15 protein-coding genes are annotated in these 17,478 nt (G+C 34.3%); 13 read left to right on the top strand and 2 right to left on the bottom strand.

Annotated features, from left to right (window positions below; all coding sequences use genetic code 11):
* Positions 1 to 33 precede the first annotated feature (33 nt).
* From G6Z82_RS00395 to G6Z82_RS00435, 9 genes are all read left to right on the top strand, one after another.
* Positions 34 to 987, top strand: a complete 954-nt coding sequence (locus tag G6Z82_RS00395) for a LacI family DNA-binding transcriptional regulator (protein ID WP_006730313.1) — start codon at positions 34 to 36, stop codon at positions 985 to 987.
* Positions 988 to 1,152: 165 nt separating this feature from the next.
* Entirely contained in the window at positions 1,153 to 2,814 is a 1,662-nt protein-coding gene (locus G6Z82_RS00400; RefSeq protein ID WP_164785677.1) for an alpha-glucosidase, read from the top strand.
* A 14-nt stretch (positions 2,815 to 2,828) separates the two neighbouring features.
* A complete protein-coding gene (locus G6Z82_RS00405) occupies positions 2,829 to 4,577 on the top strand; it encodes a glycoside hydrolase family 13 protein (protein ID WP_006730276.1) in 1,749 nt (582 codons plus the stop codon).
* 107 nt (positions 4,578 to 4,684) lie between these two features.
* Complete coding sequence (locus G6Z82_RS00410) at positions 4,685 to 6,958, top strand: glycoside hydrolase family 65 protein (RefSeq protein ID WP_006732151.1); 2,274 nt, start codon at positions 4,685 to 4,687, stop codon at positions 6,956 to 6,958.
* Positions 6,943 to 7,605, top strand: a complete 663-nt coding sequence (pgmB, locus tag G6Z82_RS00415; protein WP_006732156.1) for a beta-phosphoglucomutase — start codon at positions 6,943 to 6,945, stop codon at positions 7,603 to 7,605. The genes G6Z82_RS00410 and pgmB overlap by 16 nt, the downstream gene beginning before the upstream one ends.
* A 19-nt stretch (positions 7,606 to 7,624) precedes the next feature.
* Complete coding sequence (locus G6Z82_RS00420) at positions 7,625 to 8,728, top strand: ABC transporter ATP-binding protein (protein ID WP_006729728.1); 1,104 nt, start codon at positions 7,625 to 7,627, stop codon at positions 8,726 to 8,728.
* A 103-nt stretch (positions 8,729 to 8,831) separates the two neighbouring features.
* Positions 8,832 to 10,046, top strand: coding sequence for an extracellular solute-binding protein (locus tag G6Z82_RS00425; protein WP_164785678.1), 1,215 nt, complete (start codon positions 8,832 to 8,834; stop codon positions 10,044 to 10,046).
* Between the two features lie 62 nt (positions 10,047 to 10,108).
* On the top strand, positions 10,109 to 11,458 hold the full coding sequence (locus G6Z82_RS00430) for a carbohydrate ABC transporter permease (RefSeq protein ID WP_006731546.1): 1,350 nt from the start codon (positions 10,109 to 10,111) through the stop codon (positions 11,456 to 11,458).
* A 17-nt stretch (positions 11,459 to 11,475) separates the two neighbouring features.
* Positions 11,476 to 12,333, top strand: coding sequence for a sugar ABC transporter permease (locus G6Z82_RS00435; protein ID WP_006731534.1), 858 nt, complete (start codon positions 11,476 to 11,478; stop codon positions 12,331 to 12,333).
* A gap of 78 nt (positions 12,334 to 12,411) precedes the next feature.
* Here the strand turns inward: G6Z82_RS00435 and G6Z82_RS00440 are convergent, their stop codons facing one another.
* Together G6Z82_RS00440 and G6Z82_RS00445 are read right to left on the bottom strand one after the other, a co-directional pair.
* The gene (locus G6Z82_RS00440; protein WP_164785679.1) at positions 12,412 to 13,791 is read right to left on the bottom strand and encodes a flavocytochrome c; all 1,380 of its coding nucleotides are present in this window, start codon (positions 13,789 to 13,791) and stop codon (positions 12,412 to 12,414) included.
* A 23-nt stretch (positions 13,792 to 13,814) separates the two neighbouring features.
* Positions 13,815 to 15,227: a C69 family dipeptidase gene (locus G6Z82_RS00445; RefSeq protein ID WP_164785680.1), complete on the bottom strand. Its 1,413-nt coding sequence runs from the start codon at positions 15,225 to 15,227 to the stop codon at positions 13,815 to 13,817.
* Positions 15,228 to 15,324: 97 nt separating this feature from the next.
* Here G6Z82_RS00445 and G6Z82_RS00450 point away from each other — a divergent pair, with 97 nt between their 5' ends.
* From G6Z82_RS00450 to G6Z82_RS00465, 4 genes are read left to right on the top strand one after another with little or no spacing between them, the layout of a single operon-like run.
* A complete protein-coding gene (locus G6Z82_RS00450) occupies positions 15,325 to 15,546 on the top strand; it encodes a hypothetical protein (protein ID WP_006733506.1) in 222 nt (73 codons plus the stop codon).
* 12 nt (positions 15,547 to 15,558) lie between these two features.
* Complete coding sequence (locus G6Z82_RS00455; protein WP_164785681.1) at positions 15,559 to 16,116, top strand: NADPH-dependent FMN reductase; 558 nt, start codon at positions 15,559 to 15,561, stop codon at positions 16,114 to 16,116.
* Positions 16,110 to 16,670, top strand: a complete 561-nt coding sequence (locus G6Z82_RS00460; RefSeq protein WP_006729736.1) for an NADPH-dependent FMN reductase — start codon at positions 16,110 to 16,112, stop codon at positions 16,668 to 16,670. Before G6Z82_RS00455 ends, G6Z82_RS00460 begins: the two co-directional genes overlap by 7 nt.
* A 17-nt stretch (positions 16,671 to 16,687) precedes the next feature.
* The gene (locus G6Z82_RS00465; RefSeq protein WP_006729737.1) at positions 16,688 to 17,473 is read left to right on the top strand and encodes a tyrosine-protein phosphatase; all 786 of its coding nucleotides are present in this window, start codon (positions 16,688 to 16,690) and stop codon (positions 17,471 to 17,473) included.
* The last annotated feature ends 5 nt before the right edge of the window (positions 17,474 to 17,478 follow it).

The raw sequence follows: 17,478 nt of genomic DNA on the forward strand, positions 1-17,478 counted from the left end.
AATATAGATTTATTGTATTTTTAGGAGGTAATTGTGGTCACATTGTCTGATGTTGCAAAAGAAGCAAATGTTTCAAAAATGACAGTTTCTCGTGTTATTAATCACCCAGAGCAAGTAACTAAAGAATTAAGATCTTTAGTGGAAAAAGCAATGAAAACTTTACACTATAGTCCCAATTCAGCTGCACGTGCCTTAGCTAAAAATCGTACAAATGTAGTTAAGTTTATAATTTTAGAAAATATAGATACTACAGAACCATATTATATGAATCTTTTGTTTGGTATTACACAAGGATTAAATCGTCACCAATATGCGTTGCAATTGCTAACTAGTGTTGATGAAATTACTAAAGGAAATGCTGATGGCTATATTATTACAGGTGCTCGTTCCAGTGATTCTGAATGGCTAGATAAATTAGATAAACCATTTGTACTCTTTGGTGAGAATCGCTACGGGTATGACTATGTGGATACAGATAATAAAGTAGGAGAGCAGATAGCTACTCAATATGCATTGAATAAAAATTATCAGTCAATTATTTTTATAGGTATCAATGAAAAGGAAGCGTTTGAATATTCCAGAGAGGCTGGTTATATCAACACTTTGCAAAGTCATAATAAGGTTCCAAAAATTTTTAGATTACCTAATCATAGTCATAGTGCACAGCATTTTATTGATGAACATTGGAAGGAATTTGCACATAATACTTGCTTTATATGTGCTAGTGATAGATTAGCTACTGGTGTTGTGAGAGCTATCATAGCTAAAGGTGGCGAAATACCCAAAGATTTTGGAGTAATCGGTTTTGATGGTATTTTTTTAGATCAAGTTTCACATCCAAAATTGACGACAGTAAAGCAACCTATTATAAAATTAGGTGAGTTATTATCTGACATGTTATTGCAAAAAATATCACAATCAGGTGCTCAACAAGGTGAATTACTGATAGAACCTACATTAATAAAACGAGATACAACAAGAAATTAACACATTTATTAAAAACCTGTTTTCAAAAAAACAGGTTTTTTTGTTTGAATTATATTTTTAAAAATAAGTTTATATTCTTTTTTGATAGCGGTAACATATTAATTGGGGCTATATTTACGTGATAACTCTTGTTAAATTGATATTAGTAAAAGAAAGGAGATAATCATGGCTAATTGGTATGATCGAGCAATTATTTATCAAATATATCCCAAATCATTTCAAGACAGTAATGGTGATGGGATTGGTGATTTAAATGGTATTCGCCAAAGAATTCCCTATTTAAAGAGTTTAGGTATAAACGCTGTGTGGTTAAATCCAGTGTTTGTTTCGCCGCAAGTAGACAATGGATATGATGTGTCTAATTATTATGCAATTGACCCAAGTATGGGTACTATGGAGGATATGGAGAATCTGTTATCAGAATTACATGATGCAGGTATTCGTGTGATAATGGATTTTGTTTTAAATCATACTTCATATCAACATCCTTGGTTTCAAGATGCAATCCATAATAAAGATAGCATTTATCGTGATTACTATATTTTTGCTAAGGGCAAGGATGGTAAGGAACCTAATAATTGGGGTAGCTTTTTTGGCGGCAGTGTTTGGGAGAAAGATCCTGCTGGAACAGATGAATATTATTTTCACTTGTTTGATAAAAAAATGCCTGATCTCAATTGGAAAAATCCTGAAGTTAGACATGCTATGTTAGATGTAGCAGAGTTTTGGCTCAAAAAAGGCATCGACGGATTACGAATAGACGCTTTTATTCACATTGGCAAAGCAGATTTACGTCAAAATTATCCTACTGATAGTGATGATGATCAGCCAATTGTTGCTGAACCATTTTTTGCTAATTTATCACAAGTGCAAAAGTGGTTACGCCCATTTTGTAAACAAATTAAAGCTGATTATCCAGATACCTTATTATTAGGTGAAGCTGCCAGTGCTAATGTTAATTTGGCAGTAGATTATACTTTGCCTCGCAATGAGCTAATGGATACTGTGATTACTTTCAGATATTTTACTGAAGATTTGACAAAACTTGATGAAAGCTTTTCTACTAGGTACCAGCCACGTGATTTGGATATTCCTGCGTTTAAGCAAAATCAGGTAGTATGGCAACAAACATTGAGTAATGTTTCGTTACCAACACTGTATTGGAATAACCATGATATGTCACGTGTTGCTACTCGATTTGCCAAAGATGAACAGCAAGTTAAGGGCTTAGCAATGTTGATGTACTTGCAAAGAGGTATACCAGTAATTTATTATGGTGAGGAGTTAGGTCTTAAAAACTTACATTTCGATACAGCAGAACCATTTAATGATATAACTGTTGATGAGTTTTTAGCTTCGGCAATTAAAGCAGGGAAGACTAAAGAACAAGCTCTTGAAATGGTAAGTAAGATGCATAAACTCGCAGCTAGAAATGTTATGCCATGGGATGATAGTGATAATTCCGGGTTTACAACGGGTGAGCCATGGAATGTCGGGGTACCAGCCAATGCCGATAATGTTGCTGGCGAAGAAAATGATAATAATAGTGTATTAAATTTTTATCGTCAATTAATTGACTTAAAGAAGACTGATTTATTTACTAATGGTACCTACTATCTTTTTGATACTAATAAGTATACTTATGTATATGAAAGAGATTTGGAAGATGAAGTAGGTATTGTGGCAGTCTCTTTGAGCTCAAAAAAAGAGATGATCGAGCTTCCTATTGGAAACTATTATATCAAGCTCAAAACCGGTACCTGTGAGCTGGTTAATAATCAATTAACATTAGCTCCAGGATCTGGTGTTGTATTAATTAAAAAATAGGATGGAATATTATAATGCAATTATCAGCTATAAGTCATCGTCCTGATAGTGAAGATGCCTTTTTGTATGATAAAGATCATTTACGTATTAGGTTGCATACTGCTAAAAATGATATTGCTAAAGTTACAGTATTTTATAATGATCCATATATGTTCATGCCTGATAAAGAAGGTAAATATATTTTTCATTATCATATTAAAAAGATGCACTTAATTAGTAAGGGACAAGTTCATGATCACTGGGGGGTAACTTTAACTGCCCAATATCATCGAATTCAATATTTATTTGAGATTCAGGATACATCTGGTAGAAAAATCTTCTTAACTGATAGAGGATTTAGAACCGCATGTAAAGAAGGATTGAATAAAACTCAGAATTATTATCGTTTGCCATACTTTCATGAAATAGATATGGTTAAAACACCAGAATGGGTTAAAGGTACTGTTTGGTATCAAATTTTCCCAGAACGTTTTTCTAACGGTAATAAATCTAATGATCGTCCAAATGTAAAAGATTGGGATCCACAAACTCATCCTGGACGCGAAGATTTTTATGGTGGTGATTTACAAGGTGTAATTAATCATTTAGATGATTTGCGTGAATTGGGTGTTAATGGACTATATTTCTGTCCAATTTTTAAAGCAAGTTCTAATCATAAATATGATACGATCGATTACAAAGAAGTCGATCCAGATTTTGGTGATAAGGGATTGTTTAGGCAATTGGTCCAAGAGGCTCATAAGCGTGGCATGAAGGTGATGCTCGATGCAGTATTTAATCATATAGGGGTTAATTCACCACAATGGCATGATGTGATTAAAAATGGTTCTAAATCAAAATATGCCGATTGGTTCCACATTAATTATTTCCCGGTTGAACCATATCATGATCCTACTAAAGGACAAGGTGAACCACCTTATGATACTTTTGCTTGGGAACCACATATGCCTAAATGGAATACGGCTAATGTTGAGGTTCAAAATTATCTTCTAGATATTGCAAGTTATTGGATTAAACAATTTGATATTGACGCTTGGCGTTTGGATGTAGCACCTGAAGTTGATCATAACTTTTGGAGGTTATTTAGATCTAAGGTTGATAGTTTGAAGAAGGACTTTTATATTGTTGGTGAGATTTGGCATTCAGCACAATCTTGGCTTGATGGTGATCAATTTTCCTCAACAATGAATTATCCTTTTACTCAACAAATTGAAGATCACTTTTTATTAGGCACCAAGACATCACATCAAATGGTTGAATTGCTTAGTGATCAATTAATGTTATATCGTGCCCAAACAAACCAAGTTATGTTAAATACTCTGGATTCGCATGATACACCACGTATATTAACGATGGCTAATGGAGATAAAAAGCTTGTCTATCAAACGATTGCCTTTACTTTTATGCAAACTGGTAGCCCATGTATTTATTATGGAACAGAAATGGGTATGACTGGTGGACCAGATCCAGACTGTCGTAAACCGATGGATTGGAGCCATAAGGGCGATGAATTTTGGCAAAAAATAGCAGGACTTGTTAAATTTAGGCTCCAGAATGCCCGCATTTTAGGAAAAGGTAACACTAGAATGAGAGTTACTGAGGATGGTTTAATTAGAATTAAGCGTACAGAATCAGGACAGTCAATTTTAGGATACTTTAATACAACTGATAAACCAGTAAGTTGTAAGATGAAAGCGGTTCTTAGCCAGAATTTTGCTAATGATATATTAGAGCCTCATGGCTTTGTTATTGGGTATAATTAATTTTGATAACGGTAACATCAAAGATGGTATTGTAAAGCGTTTTCAAAAACATAATAATAGACTTATAGAGATTAAGCCAGTTAATAGCTGGAGGAGAAGACAAATTAATGAAACGTATTTTTGAAGTAGATCCTTGGAAGGTAACATCACATATATTTAATCCTGAAGATAAACGTCTTCAAGAATCCATGACTGCCATTGGTAATGACTATATGGGTATACGTGGTAACTTTGAAGAAGGATATTCTGCAGATGGGTTACAAGGAACTTATCTTGCAGGTGTTTGGTTCCCTGACAAAACTAGGGTTGGCTGGTGGAAGAATGGCTACCCTGAGTATTTTGGTAAATCACTTAATGCACCTAGCTTTATTAATGTTGAAATTACAGTTAATGGTGAAAGAGTTGATTTAGCTAAGTCTAAGTTTTCAGATTTCTATTTATCATTAGACATGCATCAAGGTTTATTAACTAGAAGCTATGTTTATGAAGGCAAAGACGTTAAAGTTAAGTTTGAATTTAATCGTTTCTTGAGTAATAAAATCAAAGAAGCTGCATTAATTGATATCAAGGCTACTGTTTTAGAAGGTAGTGCAAAAATTAAGTTTAATGCCAAGATCGATAGTAACGTAGTTAATGAAGATAGTAACTATGATGAACATTTTTGGCAACCTTTGGGTGAAGATGGTGAAGGTAGAACAGTTCAAGTCATTACTAAACCCAATCCATATGAAGGTGTTCCTCAATTTACAGTTTTGTTAAAACAAGGCTTAAAAGCAAATGGTGAAAAAATCGAAGGCAAAGTTACTACAACTACTGGTGTGCTTTCCGAAACAGTTGAAATTGAATTAAATGAAAACGACACCTACGAATTAGAAAAAGATGTTGTTGTTGTAACTAGTCGTGATGTTGAACCAGCTGAGCAAGCTAAAAAAGCTACAGAATTGTTAGATGCTGTTCAATCTGAAAGTTTTGCTGATAACTTAGCTGATCATACTGCTATTTGGGAAAAACGCTGGGAACAAAGTGATATTGTTATTGCAGGTGATGAAGCTGCACAACAAGGTATTCGCTTTAATATTCTTCAATTGTTTATGACATACTATGGCGAAGATCGTCGTCTTAACGTTGGACCAAAAGGTTTCACGGGCGAGAAATATGGTGGTGCAACTTATTGGGATACTGAAGCATATATCGTCCCAATGTATTTGGCTGTTACTAAGCCAGAAGTTACTAAGGCATTGCTAGAGTATCGTCATGAGCAATTGCCAGGAGCATATCATAATGCTAAACAACAAGGCTTGAAGGGTGCTTTATTCCCAATGGTTACATTTAACGGTATTGAATGTCATAATGAGTGGGAAATTACCTTTGAAGAAATTCACCGTAATGCGGATATACCTTTTGCTATTTATCAATATACTAATTACACAGGTGATGATAGTTATGTCAAAGACGAAGGTATGGATGTATTAGTAGGTACTGCAAGATTTTGGGCAGATCGTGTTCACTTCTCTAAACGTAAGGGTAAATACATGATCCATGGTGTAACTGGACCTAACGAGTACGAAAACAATGTTAATAATAACTGGTTCACCAATACTATGGCTAGATGGTTGATTGGTTATACTTTGGAAAGACTTCCTAAGGCAACTGCCGAAGCACAAAAGCGTGTAGCTGTTACTGATGAAGAAAAAGCTAAGTGGCAAGATATTGTTGATAATATGTACCTTCCTGAAGATAAGGAATTAGGTATTTTTGTTCAACACGATACTTTCCTTGATAAAGATTTGAGACCAGTTAGTGAAATTGAAGATCAGCGTCCAATTAACCAAAACTGGTCATGGGACAAGATTTTGAGATCACCATTCATAAAGCAAGCTGATGTATTACAAGGTATTTACTTCTTGAATGACCATTATACAATGGAACAAAAAGAGAAGAACTTTGATTTCTACGAGCCAATGACTGTGCATGAGAGTTCATTATCACCATGTATTCACTCCATTTTGGCAGCTGAATTGGGTAAGAAAGAAAAAGCTGTTGAATTATATGAAAGAACTGCTCGATTAGATTTGGATAACTACAACAATGATACAGTTGATGGATTGCACATCACTTCAATGAGTGGTTCTTGGTTAGCTATTGTTCAAGGCTTTGCAGGCATGCGTTATGATGCAGATCATTTGAAGTTCAATCCATTTGTTCCTGATAAATGGAATCATTATAGTTTCAAATTAAACTATCGTGGCAGATTGATCGAAGTTTATGCTGATCATAAAGAAATTAAGGTATCACTTCTTAAAGGTGCAGATCTTGAAATTATTGTAAAAGGTGATAAAGTACAACTTAAGGAAGGCGAAACCCAATGCTTAAAGGCTTAATTTTTGATTTAGATGGTGTGTTGACAGATTCAGCTAGGTATCATTTAGCAGCCTGGAGTCAATTAGCAGAAAAGTTAGGTATCCATTTAGATGCTAAGGCGGGTGATGGCTTAAGGGGCTTGTCACGAATGGATTCACTTAATCTTATTCTTAAGTTTGGACATCAAGAAGATAAATATACAGAAGCCCAAAAGGAAGAATTTGCTGCTGAAAAAAATAGTTTATATGTTGAATCTATAAAAGCTATGACAGCTAGTGATATCTTGCCAGGAATTGAGCAGTTGTTGACAGATGCTAAAAAACAAGGTTTGAAATTGGCAATTGCTTCTGCTTCAAAAAATGCTCCAACAATTTTAAATCAATTAAATATTATGGATAAGTTTGATGCAATTGTAGATCCAAGTACATTGCACAAAGGTAAGCCAGATCCTGAAATATACCAAAAGGCACAGGAACTTTTGGGATTAGAATCTGACGAGGTTATTAGTTTTGAAGATGCTGCAGCAGGTGTTGCATCTATTAAAGCGGCAGGTCAATTTGCCGTTGGTATAGGTGATGAAAAGGTCATGGCGGCTGCAGATTACATAGTTTCTGATACTGGTAAATTGCGGTTAGAGGAGATCGAAGCCGCATTTGATCAAAAATAGAGAAAGCAGGTAAGGGCAAATGGTTGAAGTTGATTTAAACCATATCTACAAGAAGTATGAAGGCAATGACAGATATTCTGTTAATGACTTCGACTTGCATATTAAGGATAAGGAATTTATTGTATTCGTTGGCCCTTCAGGTTGTGGTAAATCAACTACGTTGAGAATGATTGCTGGGCTTGAAGATATATCAGAAGGAACATTTGAAATTGATCACCAAGTGATGAATGATACTGCTCCTAAGGATCGAAACATTGCTATGGTTTTCCAAAACTATGCTTTGTATCCACATATGACAATTTATGATAATATGTCATTTAGTTTAAAATTAAAGCACTATGCCAAGGAAGAAATTGATAAGCGTGTGAAACATGCTGCTAAGATTTTGGGCTTGGAAGACTATCTAACAAAGCGTCCATCTGAATTGTCTGGTGGTCAAAGACAGCGTGTAGCTCTAGGACGTGCTATTGTGCGTGATGCACCTATCTTCTTGATGGATGAGCCTTTATCCAACTTGGATGCTAAGTTGCGTGTTACTATGCGTGCTGAAATTGCTAAGTTACATCAAAGATTAGGCACAACTACTATTTATGTTACTCACGACCAAACAGAAGCCATGACTTTAGCAGATAGAGTTGTTGTTATGTCAGTAGGTGAAGTTCAGCAAATAGGAACTCCATTAGAAGTGTATAATAAACCAGTGAATATGTTCGTTGCTGGATTTATTGGTTCACCTCAAATGAACTTCTTTAATGTCCATTATAAGGATGGATATATTTCAGACGGAAAGGGACTTAATATTGAAGTTCCTGCTGGTAAGGCAAGCATGTTGGAATCTAAAGGCTATGCTGATAAAGATCTTGTATTTGGTATTCGCCCAGAAGATATTCACTCAGAGGAAGCTTTCCTTGAAACTTGGCCTCACGCTGTGATTGATTCAGAAGTTGTTGTTTCAGAGCTTTTGGGTGCTACTATCCAACTTTACCAAAAGGTTAATGGTACGGAGTTCGTTGCTAATGTTAATGCACGTGATTATCATAAACCTGGTGATAAAGTTAAGATGGGCTTTGATGTAAATAAAGCACATTTCTTTGATAAAGATACTCAAAAAGCTATTCGTTAATCGTTGTTTTTATGTTAATACTTGCAACGATGTAGAAGAACGTCGTTGCAAAAAAAATATCTATCTATTCTTTGTCTAGTTGAAAACTAGGAGGAAATATATTATGAGTTTGTTGAAAAAATTAGGTGTAAGTAGTGTTGTTGCTTTAGCAGCTGTTTCATTGGCTGCATGTGGTAGTAAAAAAGGTGCTGATAAGTCAGCTGAGAGTAGTAAGCCTTTAACTTTGTGGGTAGATACTCAACAAGTTGGTTACTACAAGAAGATTGTTAAAGAATTTAACAAGAAGTATCCAAAAATTAAAGTTAGAGTTACTCAAAGCCCTAATGGATCAGCACAAGCTAAGACTGATGTTGGTAAAGACCCTGCAAAAGCAGCTGATGTTTTTGAAGTTCCAAATGACCAATTAGGTCAAATGGCAGAATCAGGTTATATTAACCCACTTTCTCCAGATGCAGTAAAGCAAATTAAAGCTGACAATGTTCCAGAAGCTTACAAAGGTGTTGAATGGAAGGGTAAGGTTTACGCATATCCATTTGCAGAACAAGCACAAACACTTTACTACAACAAGTCTAAATTATCCGCATCTGATGTTAAAGACTGGAAGACTTTAACTTCTAAAGGTGTAGTTGCTACAGACTTTACTAATGCATATACTATGTTCCCAGTATTCTTTACTGCAGGTAACAAGTTATTCGGTGCTAATGGTGAAGATCCTAAGGGAAGTACAGTTGCATCTGAAAATGGTGTTGCAGCATTGAAATGGTTTGCAGAACAAAAAGGTAACAAGGGTGTAATGCAAACTTCTAACGGATTGAACCAATTGAAGAAAGATAAAGCACAAGCTATCTTAGATGGTCCTTGGAACGCAGCAAACATTAAGAAGATTTTAGGTAAGAACTTTGCAGTAACAGTATATCCAAAGATTAATGTTGCTGGTAAAGACGCTCCAATGCAAGCATTTTTAGGTATTGAAGGATTTGCTGTTAACTCACATACTTCAAACGCAAAGAACGCAACATTGTTAGCTGCCTTCATTACTAATAAAGCTGCACAATTAGTAGCACACAAAGAAGCAGGCCAAATTCCTGTAAATAAAGCTGCTCAAGCAAGTGATGAAATTAAGAATGATGACGTTGCTAAAGCTGTTATTGCAATGGCTAAGAAACAATCAGTATCAATGCCTAAGTTATCACAAATGGCAATCTTCTGGGATGGTGCTAGTCCTCTTATCAGTGGTGCATACGATGGTAAGATTAAAGCTGACCAATTCAAAGCACAACTTGATAAATTTGCAGCAAAGATTTCAAAGAAAAATTAATTTAAGTTGATAAGTATTATTTGTTATTAATTTAACAAAACGCATAAGCAAAGGTTGATAATATGTTTAAGAAAAAGCATGTAGCTCCTGAGGCAACGTTTGGTGAGACATTTGCTAAGGGTGATATAGCTACGAAATTGTCATTTTTCTTAATGGGTGTAAATGCTCTAAAACACAAACAATGGGTTAAAGGGCTTTCATTCTTAGTTACTGAGATCGTGTACTTTGTATGGCTAGTATTAAGTGGTATTAGTGCATTAAGTATGCTAAGTAACTTGGGAAAAATAAAGAAAAAGCAGGTCGTTTTTGATAAGGCACAAGGAATTTATCTCACCAAGCAGCCAGATAATTCAGTTTTGATACTTTTATTTGGTATCCTTGCTATCTTACTTACTATTGGATTTATTTATTTATATTATATAAATTTAAAGTCTAATCGTAATTTGTACGTATTAGATCGGGATCACAAGCATATTCCGACTAATATGGAAGAATTGGCATCTTTGTTAAATACTAGATTACATTCGACTTTGATGTTTCTTCCAATTTTAGGTATTTTATTGTTTACAGTTTTGCCGACTGTCTTCATGATTTCCATGGCATTTACTAATTATGATTCGCATCATTCTATAGGATTTTCATGGACGGCATTTAGTGCATTTGGTAGTGTTCTTAGTGGTGATTTGGCTGGAACGTTCTTCCCAGTTTTAGGATGGACATTGATATGGGCTGTTGCTGCTACTGTTACTACATTCTTCTTCGGTGTATTATTAGCTTTGTTAATAGAGTCGAAGGGAATCAAGCATAAGAACTTTTGGCGTACAATATTCGTTATAACATTTGCGGTACCACAGTTCGTTTCGTTATTGATGATGGCACAATTCTTGGACTTACAAGGTCCGTTGAATTCCTTGCTGAAAATGGTAGGTATTCATGCTATTCACTTTATCGACGACCAAGCATCGCCATTGGTAGCTAGAATAACTGTTATTGTTGTCAATATGTGGATAGGTGTGCCAGTATCTATGCTAACATCTACTGCTATTATTCAAAACTTGCCACAAGATCAAATTGAAGCAGCTAAGATTGATGGTGCTTCAGCTGTACAAATTTTCAGATACATTACGTTCCCTCAAATTTTGTTTGTTATGTCTCCAGCTTTAATTCAACAGTTTATAGGTAATATTAACAACTTCAATGTTATTTTCTTATTGACTGGTGGTAAACCATTTAATAACAACTATAATGGTGCTGGGTCGACTGACTTATTGGTAACTTGGCTTTACAAGTTAGTTTTCGGTCAGCAACAAAGGTATAACGCTTCAGCCGTTTTAGGTATTTTGATCTTTATTATTAGTGCTACAGTATCATTGATTGCATATCGTCACACTAATGCATTTAAGGAGGGCTAAAGATAATGTCTAAAAAAATGAAATCATATTCTGCACAAAGAAGATTATCATTAGCTTTGCGTTACTTGCTCTTAGGATTTTTAGCTATTCTTTGGATTTTACCAATCGTTTGGATTATTTTAGCCAGTTTTTCATTCAACAATACAGGATTTGTATCAGAGTTCTGGCCTGAAAAATTCACATTGGATAACTACATTGGTATCTTTACTAATAATCAATATCCTATAGTTAACTGGATTATTAATACGTTATTGGTAGCCATTGCCTCTGCCATCTTGTCTACATTTATTACCATTTCGGTAGCATATGTTTTGTCAAGATTACGTTTTGGATTCAGAAAGCCATTCTTGCAAATTGCATTAGTATTAGGAATGTTCCCTGGCTTTATGTCAATGATCGCATTGTACTATATTTTGAAAGCATTAAACATGTTGAACTTAGTAGGTTTGTTGCTTGTTTATGTTGGAGGATCAGGATTGGGATTCTACATCGCCAAAGGATTCTTCGATACAATGCCGCGTGCTATTGATGAGGCCGCTGAAATTGATGGTGCTACCGCTTGGCAAGTGTTTATTCACATTGGATTGCCACTTTCTAAGCCTATGATTGTTTATACAGCATTAACTACATTTATGGCACCGTGGGTTGACTTTATTTTCTCAGGAATTATCTTATCAACTTCAGGTAATTCCAAGAATTACACGATTGCGTATGGATTGTATAATATGCTTACATCATCTAAAGGTGCATCCACTTCTAACTTTGCCCAGTTTATTGCTGGATGTGTAATAATTGCTATTCCTATTACGATCTTATTTATGATTATGCAAAAATTCTATGTTAGTGGAATTACTGCTGGATCAGATAAAGGTTAATGATTTAATTTGTTTTATGCGTGAAAAGCCTCTTGCTTTAAAAGCAAGAGGCTTTTTTGGTATTTTAAATTAAAAAAATTATTTACTAAGAATATATTTTGCGGCTTGGATCGCTGCTTCTCTTCCAAAAACGATAGTTTCAGTAATTGAGTTACCGCCTATTCGATTATTTCCATGTAAGCCACCTGTTACTTCTCCTGCAGCATAAAAGCCCTTAATAATATTACCCGATATATCTAGTACTCTAGCATGCTGGTCAATATGAATTCCGCCCATAGTATAATGAATAGCAGGATGGACGTGAATAGCAAAGTAGGGTGCAGTAGCAATAGGACGTTCCAACCCTGTCGTTCGATGATAATCGACATCATTATTTTGGGCGATAGCTTGATTCCAACGCTGGATGGTCTTTATTAATGCTTGAGGACTAATAGAGATAGCATTGGCTAATTCAGATATTGTTTGTCCTGTTTTGACTAAACCTACTGCATCATAAAATTCAAGTGCTTTGACATGATTACGAATTTCCTGATCTAAGATTAGCCAAGCTCCGCCTTCATGTAAATTTGTGATGGCATTTGCTACGATTTTTCTGGTATCGAGTTCATTTACAAACCTAGCGGCTGCTTGATTAATTAAAATAGCTCCTTCGCCACGTACTGCTTCACCTATCAAATATGTGTGTTGATTATCTGTTTGAGCAGTTGGATGAACTTGTATAAAGTTCATCTGGATAAGTTGAGCACCTATTTTAGTAGCTAATTTGAGGCCATCACCGGTAGTCCCATCTTGATTTGTTGTTTTATATGATAATAAATCTGGTCGATATTTTTTGATTATTTCTTTTGATGCACCAAAGCCACCAGTTGCTAAGATAACGACTTTAGCCGAAATAAGCTGTCCATTTTCCAATTTAATAGCAAAATCTTGGTCCTTGTGTATTAACTCAACGACTTTGGCGTTGTTAAAGACACTTATATGTTGCTTTGTAATTTCTTTTAGAAGATTGGTAATTAAAAAATTGCCAATGGGTTCTTTAGAAGCAGGCCGATGTGTACGTTTAATCGTCATACCACCAGTTATGGTGAGTTCATTTAATAGAATATTGTGGTCTTTTAACCATGCAATAGCTAGGGGAGCATGTTCTACAAAAAAATGTAGCATATCTGGATCATTAAGTTGACCGCCACCTTGTAATGTTTCTTGATAAAACTTGGTCATGCTGTCAATAATTCCTTGCTGATATTGAATATTAGTTTCAGCAGCATTCATTCCCGAGGATGCTCTTGCAGTATTTCCTCCCAGTTTATTGTTTTTCTCGAGTATTGCAACTTTTAATCCAAGTTCATGAGCTTGAATAGCAGCACTAAGTCCTGCACCTCCTGAGCCAATTACGATAGCATCATAATATGACTCAAGATTATTTATAGAATTAGTTTTAAAAACGAAATTAGACATTTTGTCTCCTTATCTAATAAATATTATAAATTAGGATCAATTTTGAAACTTAAAGGAGAGTCAGCTGTTTGTAAGGTAATTAGTTGCGAAATCAATTTTTTAAAAGCTTTAATTGCTACTTGGGCCATTTCTTTATTAGCCTGATTAACTATATCTATAACTTTATTTTGTTGAGTTTCGTTAACCAACTTTTGATCATATTGATATCTAATTTTTTTCAGAGTATAGCGAACTTCTTTTTGTGTATTAATCAAATATGGTGAATATTTAGTCCAATTTCTGTCTACAAGAGTTCCAGCTAATTTAAATACCCAATATGCTGAGTTGGCAGAGTATTCTTTTTTGCCATATTTAAATAAGTTGGGAACAATAGTACCTTGAGGATAAAAAGGAATATATACACTTTGTGATGCAATACCTAAAGCAAGCCACTGTGTCATATTCTGATCTTTTAATTGTAATAAATGAGATTCTTGTGTAGTTGCTATACTAATAGGTCTAAAAGTGGAATTATTGACATTCTTTGCCTTCGTTAAGTCATACGGTGTGCCGTTATAATGATCACTTAAGACTCTTTGGGCATCTTCAATTGAAATAGGATGATCAGGTTTTTGAATAAAAGGCAATTCAAAACTTTGAGGCTGGTTGCTTACCGATGGTGTTAAAATTTTCTGACCTATCCAAACACGTGGGGTATTGTAGGTTAAATCAGAATCATCATGCGTTCCAAAGATACGCCTAAAGTCAAAGGGTTTATCTTGTGGCCATAAATTATGATCAATAACAAATTGGTTGATATTGTTGGAATACATAAAATTATCTGCATCATTAAAATCAATGATTTGGATAGATAATTGATTAGCTACGACAGCATACGAATCATCAGGTATTCTTTGAGCTACCCAGTGGTGACCAGAACCAATTTCCATATACCATGCTTCATTTTTGTCAGCAAATAAAATACCATTGGCTTCTGCTGCACCATGAGTTTCTACTATGTTACCTAATCGTTTAATACCATCACGTGCTGTTTTAATATATGGAAGAACAACAGTAATCATAGCTTCTTCCAGAATACCTGTTTCTTCATTAAAAGGATCACAAGCTAGTACACGTTCATTGGCATAGGCACTTTCTGTTGCACTCATTGCTACATGATATTCATTAAATCCATCTTCTTCAAAGAGACCATATTGATCTGTCCATTCAGGAGTAGATGAATATGAAAAAATTTCGTTAGGCAAATCAATTGTAAATTTATTAGCCTTTGATTTAAAAATATTATTGATTTTAACTTGATGTTGGTTAAATGCTAAATGTTTTGGCCAAGCAGTCTTGCAGTCTTCATTGCGACCAATAATAATACTTTGATCTATTGTTGCTTTTTTACCAATTAAAATTGATGTACATGCTGAACGTCCCATTTTTTTTATCATAATTTTCCCTTTTCCATGTTTTTGTAATATCATATATAATTGTAGTATAAAGGCATTATGGCAACAATCATAAAATTAAAAAGTAGAAGGTACAATTATGGAAGATAATAAAAAAACAATAGTTTTAAAATTTAATACTGAAGAGCATACTATCGATATGAATTTCTCACCAGATTTGACTGATGAAATGGAGATAGGTTATATCTTATCGTCTAGTTTTTTGTCCTTTGCGGCTCATCAAGGTGTTAGCAAAGAAGTATTACATGATATTATAGATAATCAGTATAGTGAATTTTTGTCACAGAATAATGAAGATTAAGGAACTAAGTTAATGAAAATAGTTGCTTTAGTCGGTAGTAATGCTAAGTTTTCTTATAATCGAGAATTGTTAAAATTTATTCAAAAACATTATATAGATAATTATGAGATAAAATTAGCTGAAATTAAAAATATTCCTTTGTTCTGTGAGGGTTTAGCTGAACCTGATAGTGTTAAAAATTTAGCTAACCAAATTCTTGATTCTGATATGGTGATTATTGCTACATCAGAAAATCAGAATTCTGTATCATCTGCTTTAAAAAGTGTTATTGAATGGTTATCATCAGTAGAACATCCATTTTTGAATAAGCCAGTAATGGTAATTGGAGTTTCTAGTCAACATACAGGTTCTGCTAGAGCACAAGTTCGATTGAAGAATGTTTTAGCCTCCCCTGGCGTTGGAGCTATTGTTTACAATGGTAATGAATTTATGCTAGGTAATGCTTCAGAAAAATTTGATGAAGATGGGAATCTAGATTCAGCTACAGTTGAATTTTTAGATAAGTTTTGGCATCAGTTTATGGATTTTTATCAAACAATTAATGGAAGGAAATTAGATAATCAATGTTAAAATTAATAGCTATAGTAGGAACTAATGCAGAATTTTCCTTTAACCGTTTTTTATGTCAATATATTGCTAAACGTTATGGGGATAAGTTTAACATTGAAGTTTGTGAAATTAATGACTTACCACTATTTTCCAAAGATGATTATCCTAATGAAGCTGTACAAAATTTCAGAAAAAAATTACGTCTAGCTGATGGTGTAATTATTGCTACACCAGAGTACGATCACGCAATTCCAGCCGCTTTAAAGAGTGCTATGGAATGGACAGGAAAGCATTCATTAGGTAGTGGTAATGATGTTATGCGACTTAAACCGACAATGGTAGTAGGTACATCATATGGTGTACAAGGTGCATCTCGGGCTCAAGAAGATATGCGTGAGATTTTATTATCATCTGATGAAGGAGCTTTAGTTTTACCAGCCAATGAGATTTTGATTGGTTATGCAGCCACAAATTTTGACAAACAAAGTCATGATCTAATTAATAAAACAATTATTAAACAACTTGATGTTGCTATGGATAATTTTTATCAATTTATTAATCAATGGAATAAATAAAAAATGAGGAGGCATATATGCAAGAACCAATTGTTTTAGATCATATTAAAATTCCTAATGCTCGTGATTTAGGAGGCTATCTAGGTGCAGATGGTCGAAAAATTCTAAAAAAACGTTTATTGCGAACAGGAAAGATAATTGATTTATCTAATGATGATAAAAAGTTTTTAATTAATTATGGAGTGAAGACGGTGATTGATTTACGTACGCCGTCTGAATATAATGTCAACCCTGATACTCCAATTGAAGGTGTAGAGGATGTACATATTCCAGTCCATAGGGATGCAAAATTAGATACAAAATTAATAGCTATGAGACAGACTTATGATAAGATTCAATATGCAGGATTTAAGTCTATGTGCTACCAATATCGTCGTAGCATCACGGAACCTTTTTCGCAAAATGCGTTTAAAAAGATATTAGAGACTTTGGCCTCCCAAAAAGATGGTGCGACTATTTTTCATTGCTCTGAAGGAAAAGATCGAACAGGATTAACTACTGTTTTTATTCTATATTTGTTAGGTGTTAACTGGGAGACAATTAGACAGGATTATTTATATTCTAATTTTACGTTGAGAGACTATCAGGCTGCTATGGATAAAAAAATTATAGCTGAGGGTGGTAATGATATTTTACGTTCTAATATTAGATCACTAGCCGGTGTAGCCAATGAATATTTAGATACGGCTTTATTAACCATTAAACAAGAATATGACGGAATAGACAATTTTATTCATAATCAATTAGGATTAGATCAAGAATTTATTCAAGAATTTCGCAATTTATATTTAGAAGTAAAATAAAAGAT

It is taken from the genome of Lactobacillus iners (assembly GCF_011058775.1).
Taxonomy (GTDB): domain Bacteria; phylum Bacillota; class Bacilli; order Lactobacillales; family Lactobacillaceae; genus Lactobacillus; species Lactobacillus iners.

Excerpts from the sequence above, each read along its gene's own strand:
- G6Z82_RS00465 (WP_006729737.1), top strand. The coding sequence starts at position 16,688 with ATGCAAGAACCAATTGTTTTAGATCATATTAAAATTCCTAATGCTCGT.
- G6Z82_RS00455 (WP_164785681.1), top strand. The coding sequence starts at position 15,559 with ATGAAAATAGTTGCTTTAGTCGGTAGTAATGCTAAGTTTTCTTATAAT.
- G6Z82_RS00405 (WP_006730276.1), top strand. The coding sequence starts at position 2,829 with ATGCAATTATCAGCTATAAGTCATCGTCCTGATAGTGAAGATGCCTTT.
- G6Z82_RS00440 (WP_164785679.1), bottom strand. The coding sequence starts at position 13,791 with ATGTCTAATTTCGTTTTTAAAACTAATTCTATAAATAATCTTGAGTCA.
- G6Z82_RS00420 (WP_006729728.1), top strand. The coding sequence starts at position 7,625 with ATGGTTGAAGTTGATTTAAACCATATCTACAAGAAGTATGAAGGCAAT.
- pgmB (WP_006732156.1), top strand. The coding sequence starts at position 6,943 with ATGCTTAAAGGCTTAATTTTTGATTTAGATGGTGTGTTGACAGATTCA.
- G6Z82_RS00450 (WP_006733506.1), top strand. The coding sequence starts at position 15,325 with ATGGAAGATAATAAAAAAACAATAGTTTTAAAATTTAATACTGAAGAG.
- G6Z82_RS00430 (WP_006731546.1), top strand. The coding sequence starts at position 10,109 with ATGTTTAAGAAAAAGCATGTAGCTCCTGAGGCAACGTTTGGTGAGACA.
- G6Z82_RS00445 (WP_164785680.1), bottom strand. The coding sequence starts at position 15,227 with ATGATAAAAAAAATGGGACGTTCAGCATGTACATCAATTTTAATTGGT.
- G6Z82_RS00425 (WP_164785678.1), top strand. The coding sequence starts at position 8,832 with ATGAGTTTGTTGAAAAAATTAGGTGTAAGTAGTGTTGTTGCTTTAGCA.
- G6Z82_RS00460 (WP_006729736.1), top strand. The coding sequence starts at position 16,110 with ATGTTAAAATTAATAGCTATAGTAGGAACTAATGCAGAATTTTCCTTT.
- G6Z82_RS00435 (WP_006731534.1), top strand. The coding sequence starts at position 11,476 with ATGAAATCATATTCTGCACAAAGAAGATTATCATTAGCTTTGCGTTAC.
- G6Z82_RS00400 (WP_164785677.1), top strand. The coding sequence starts at position 1,153 with ATGGCTAATTGGTATGATCGAGCAATTATTTATCAAATATATCCCAAA.
- G6Z82_RS00410 (WP_006732151.1), top strand. The coding sequence starts at position 4,685 with ATGAAACGTATTTTTGAAGTAGATCCTTGGAAGGTAACATCACATATA.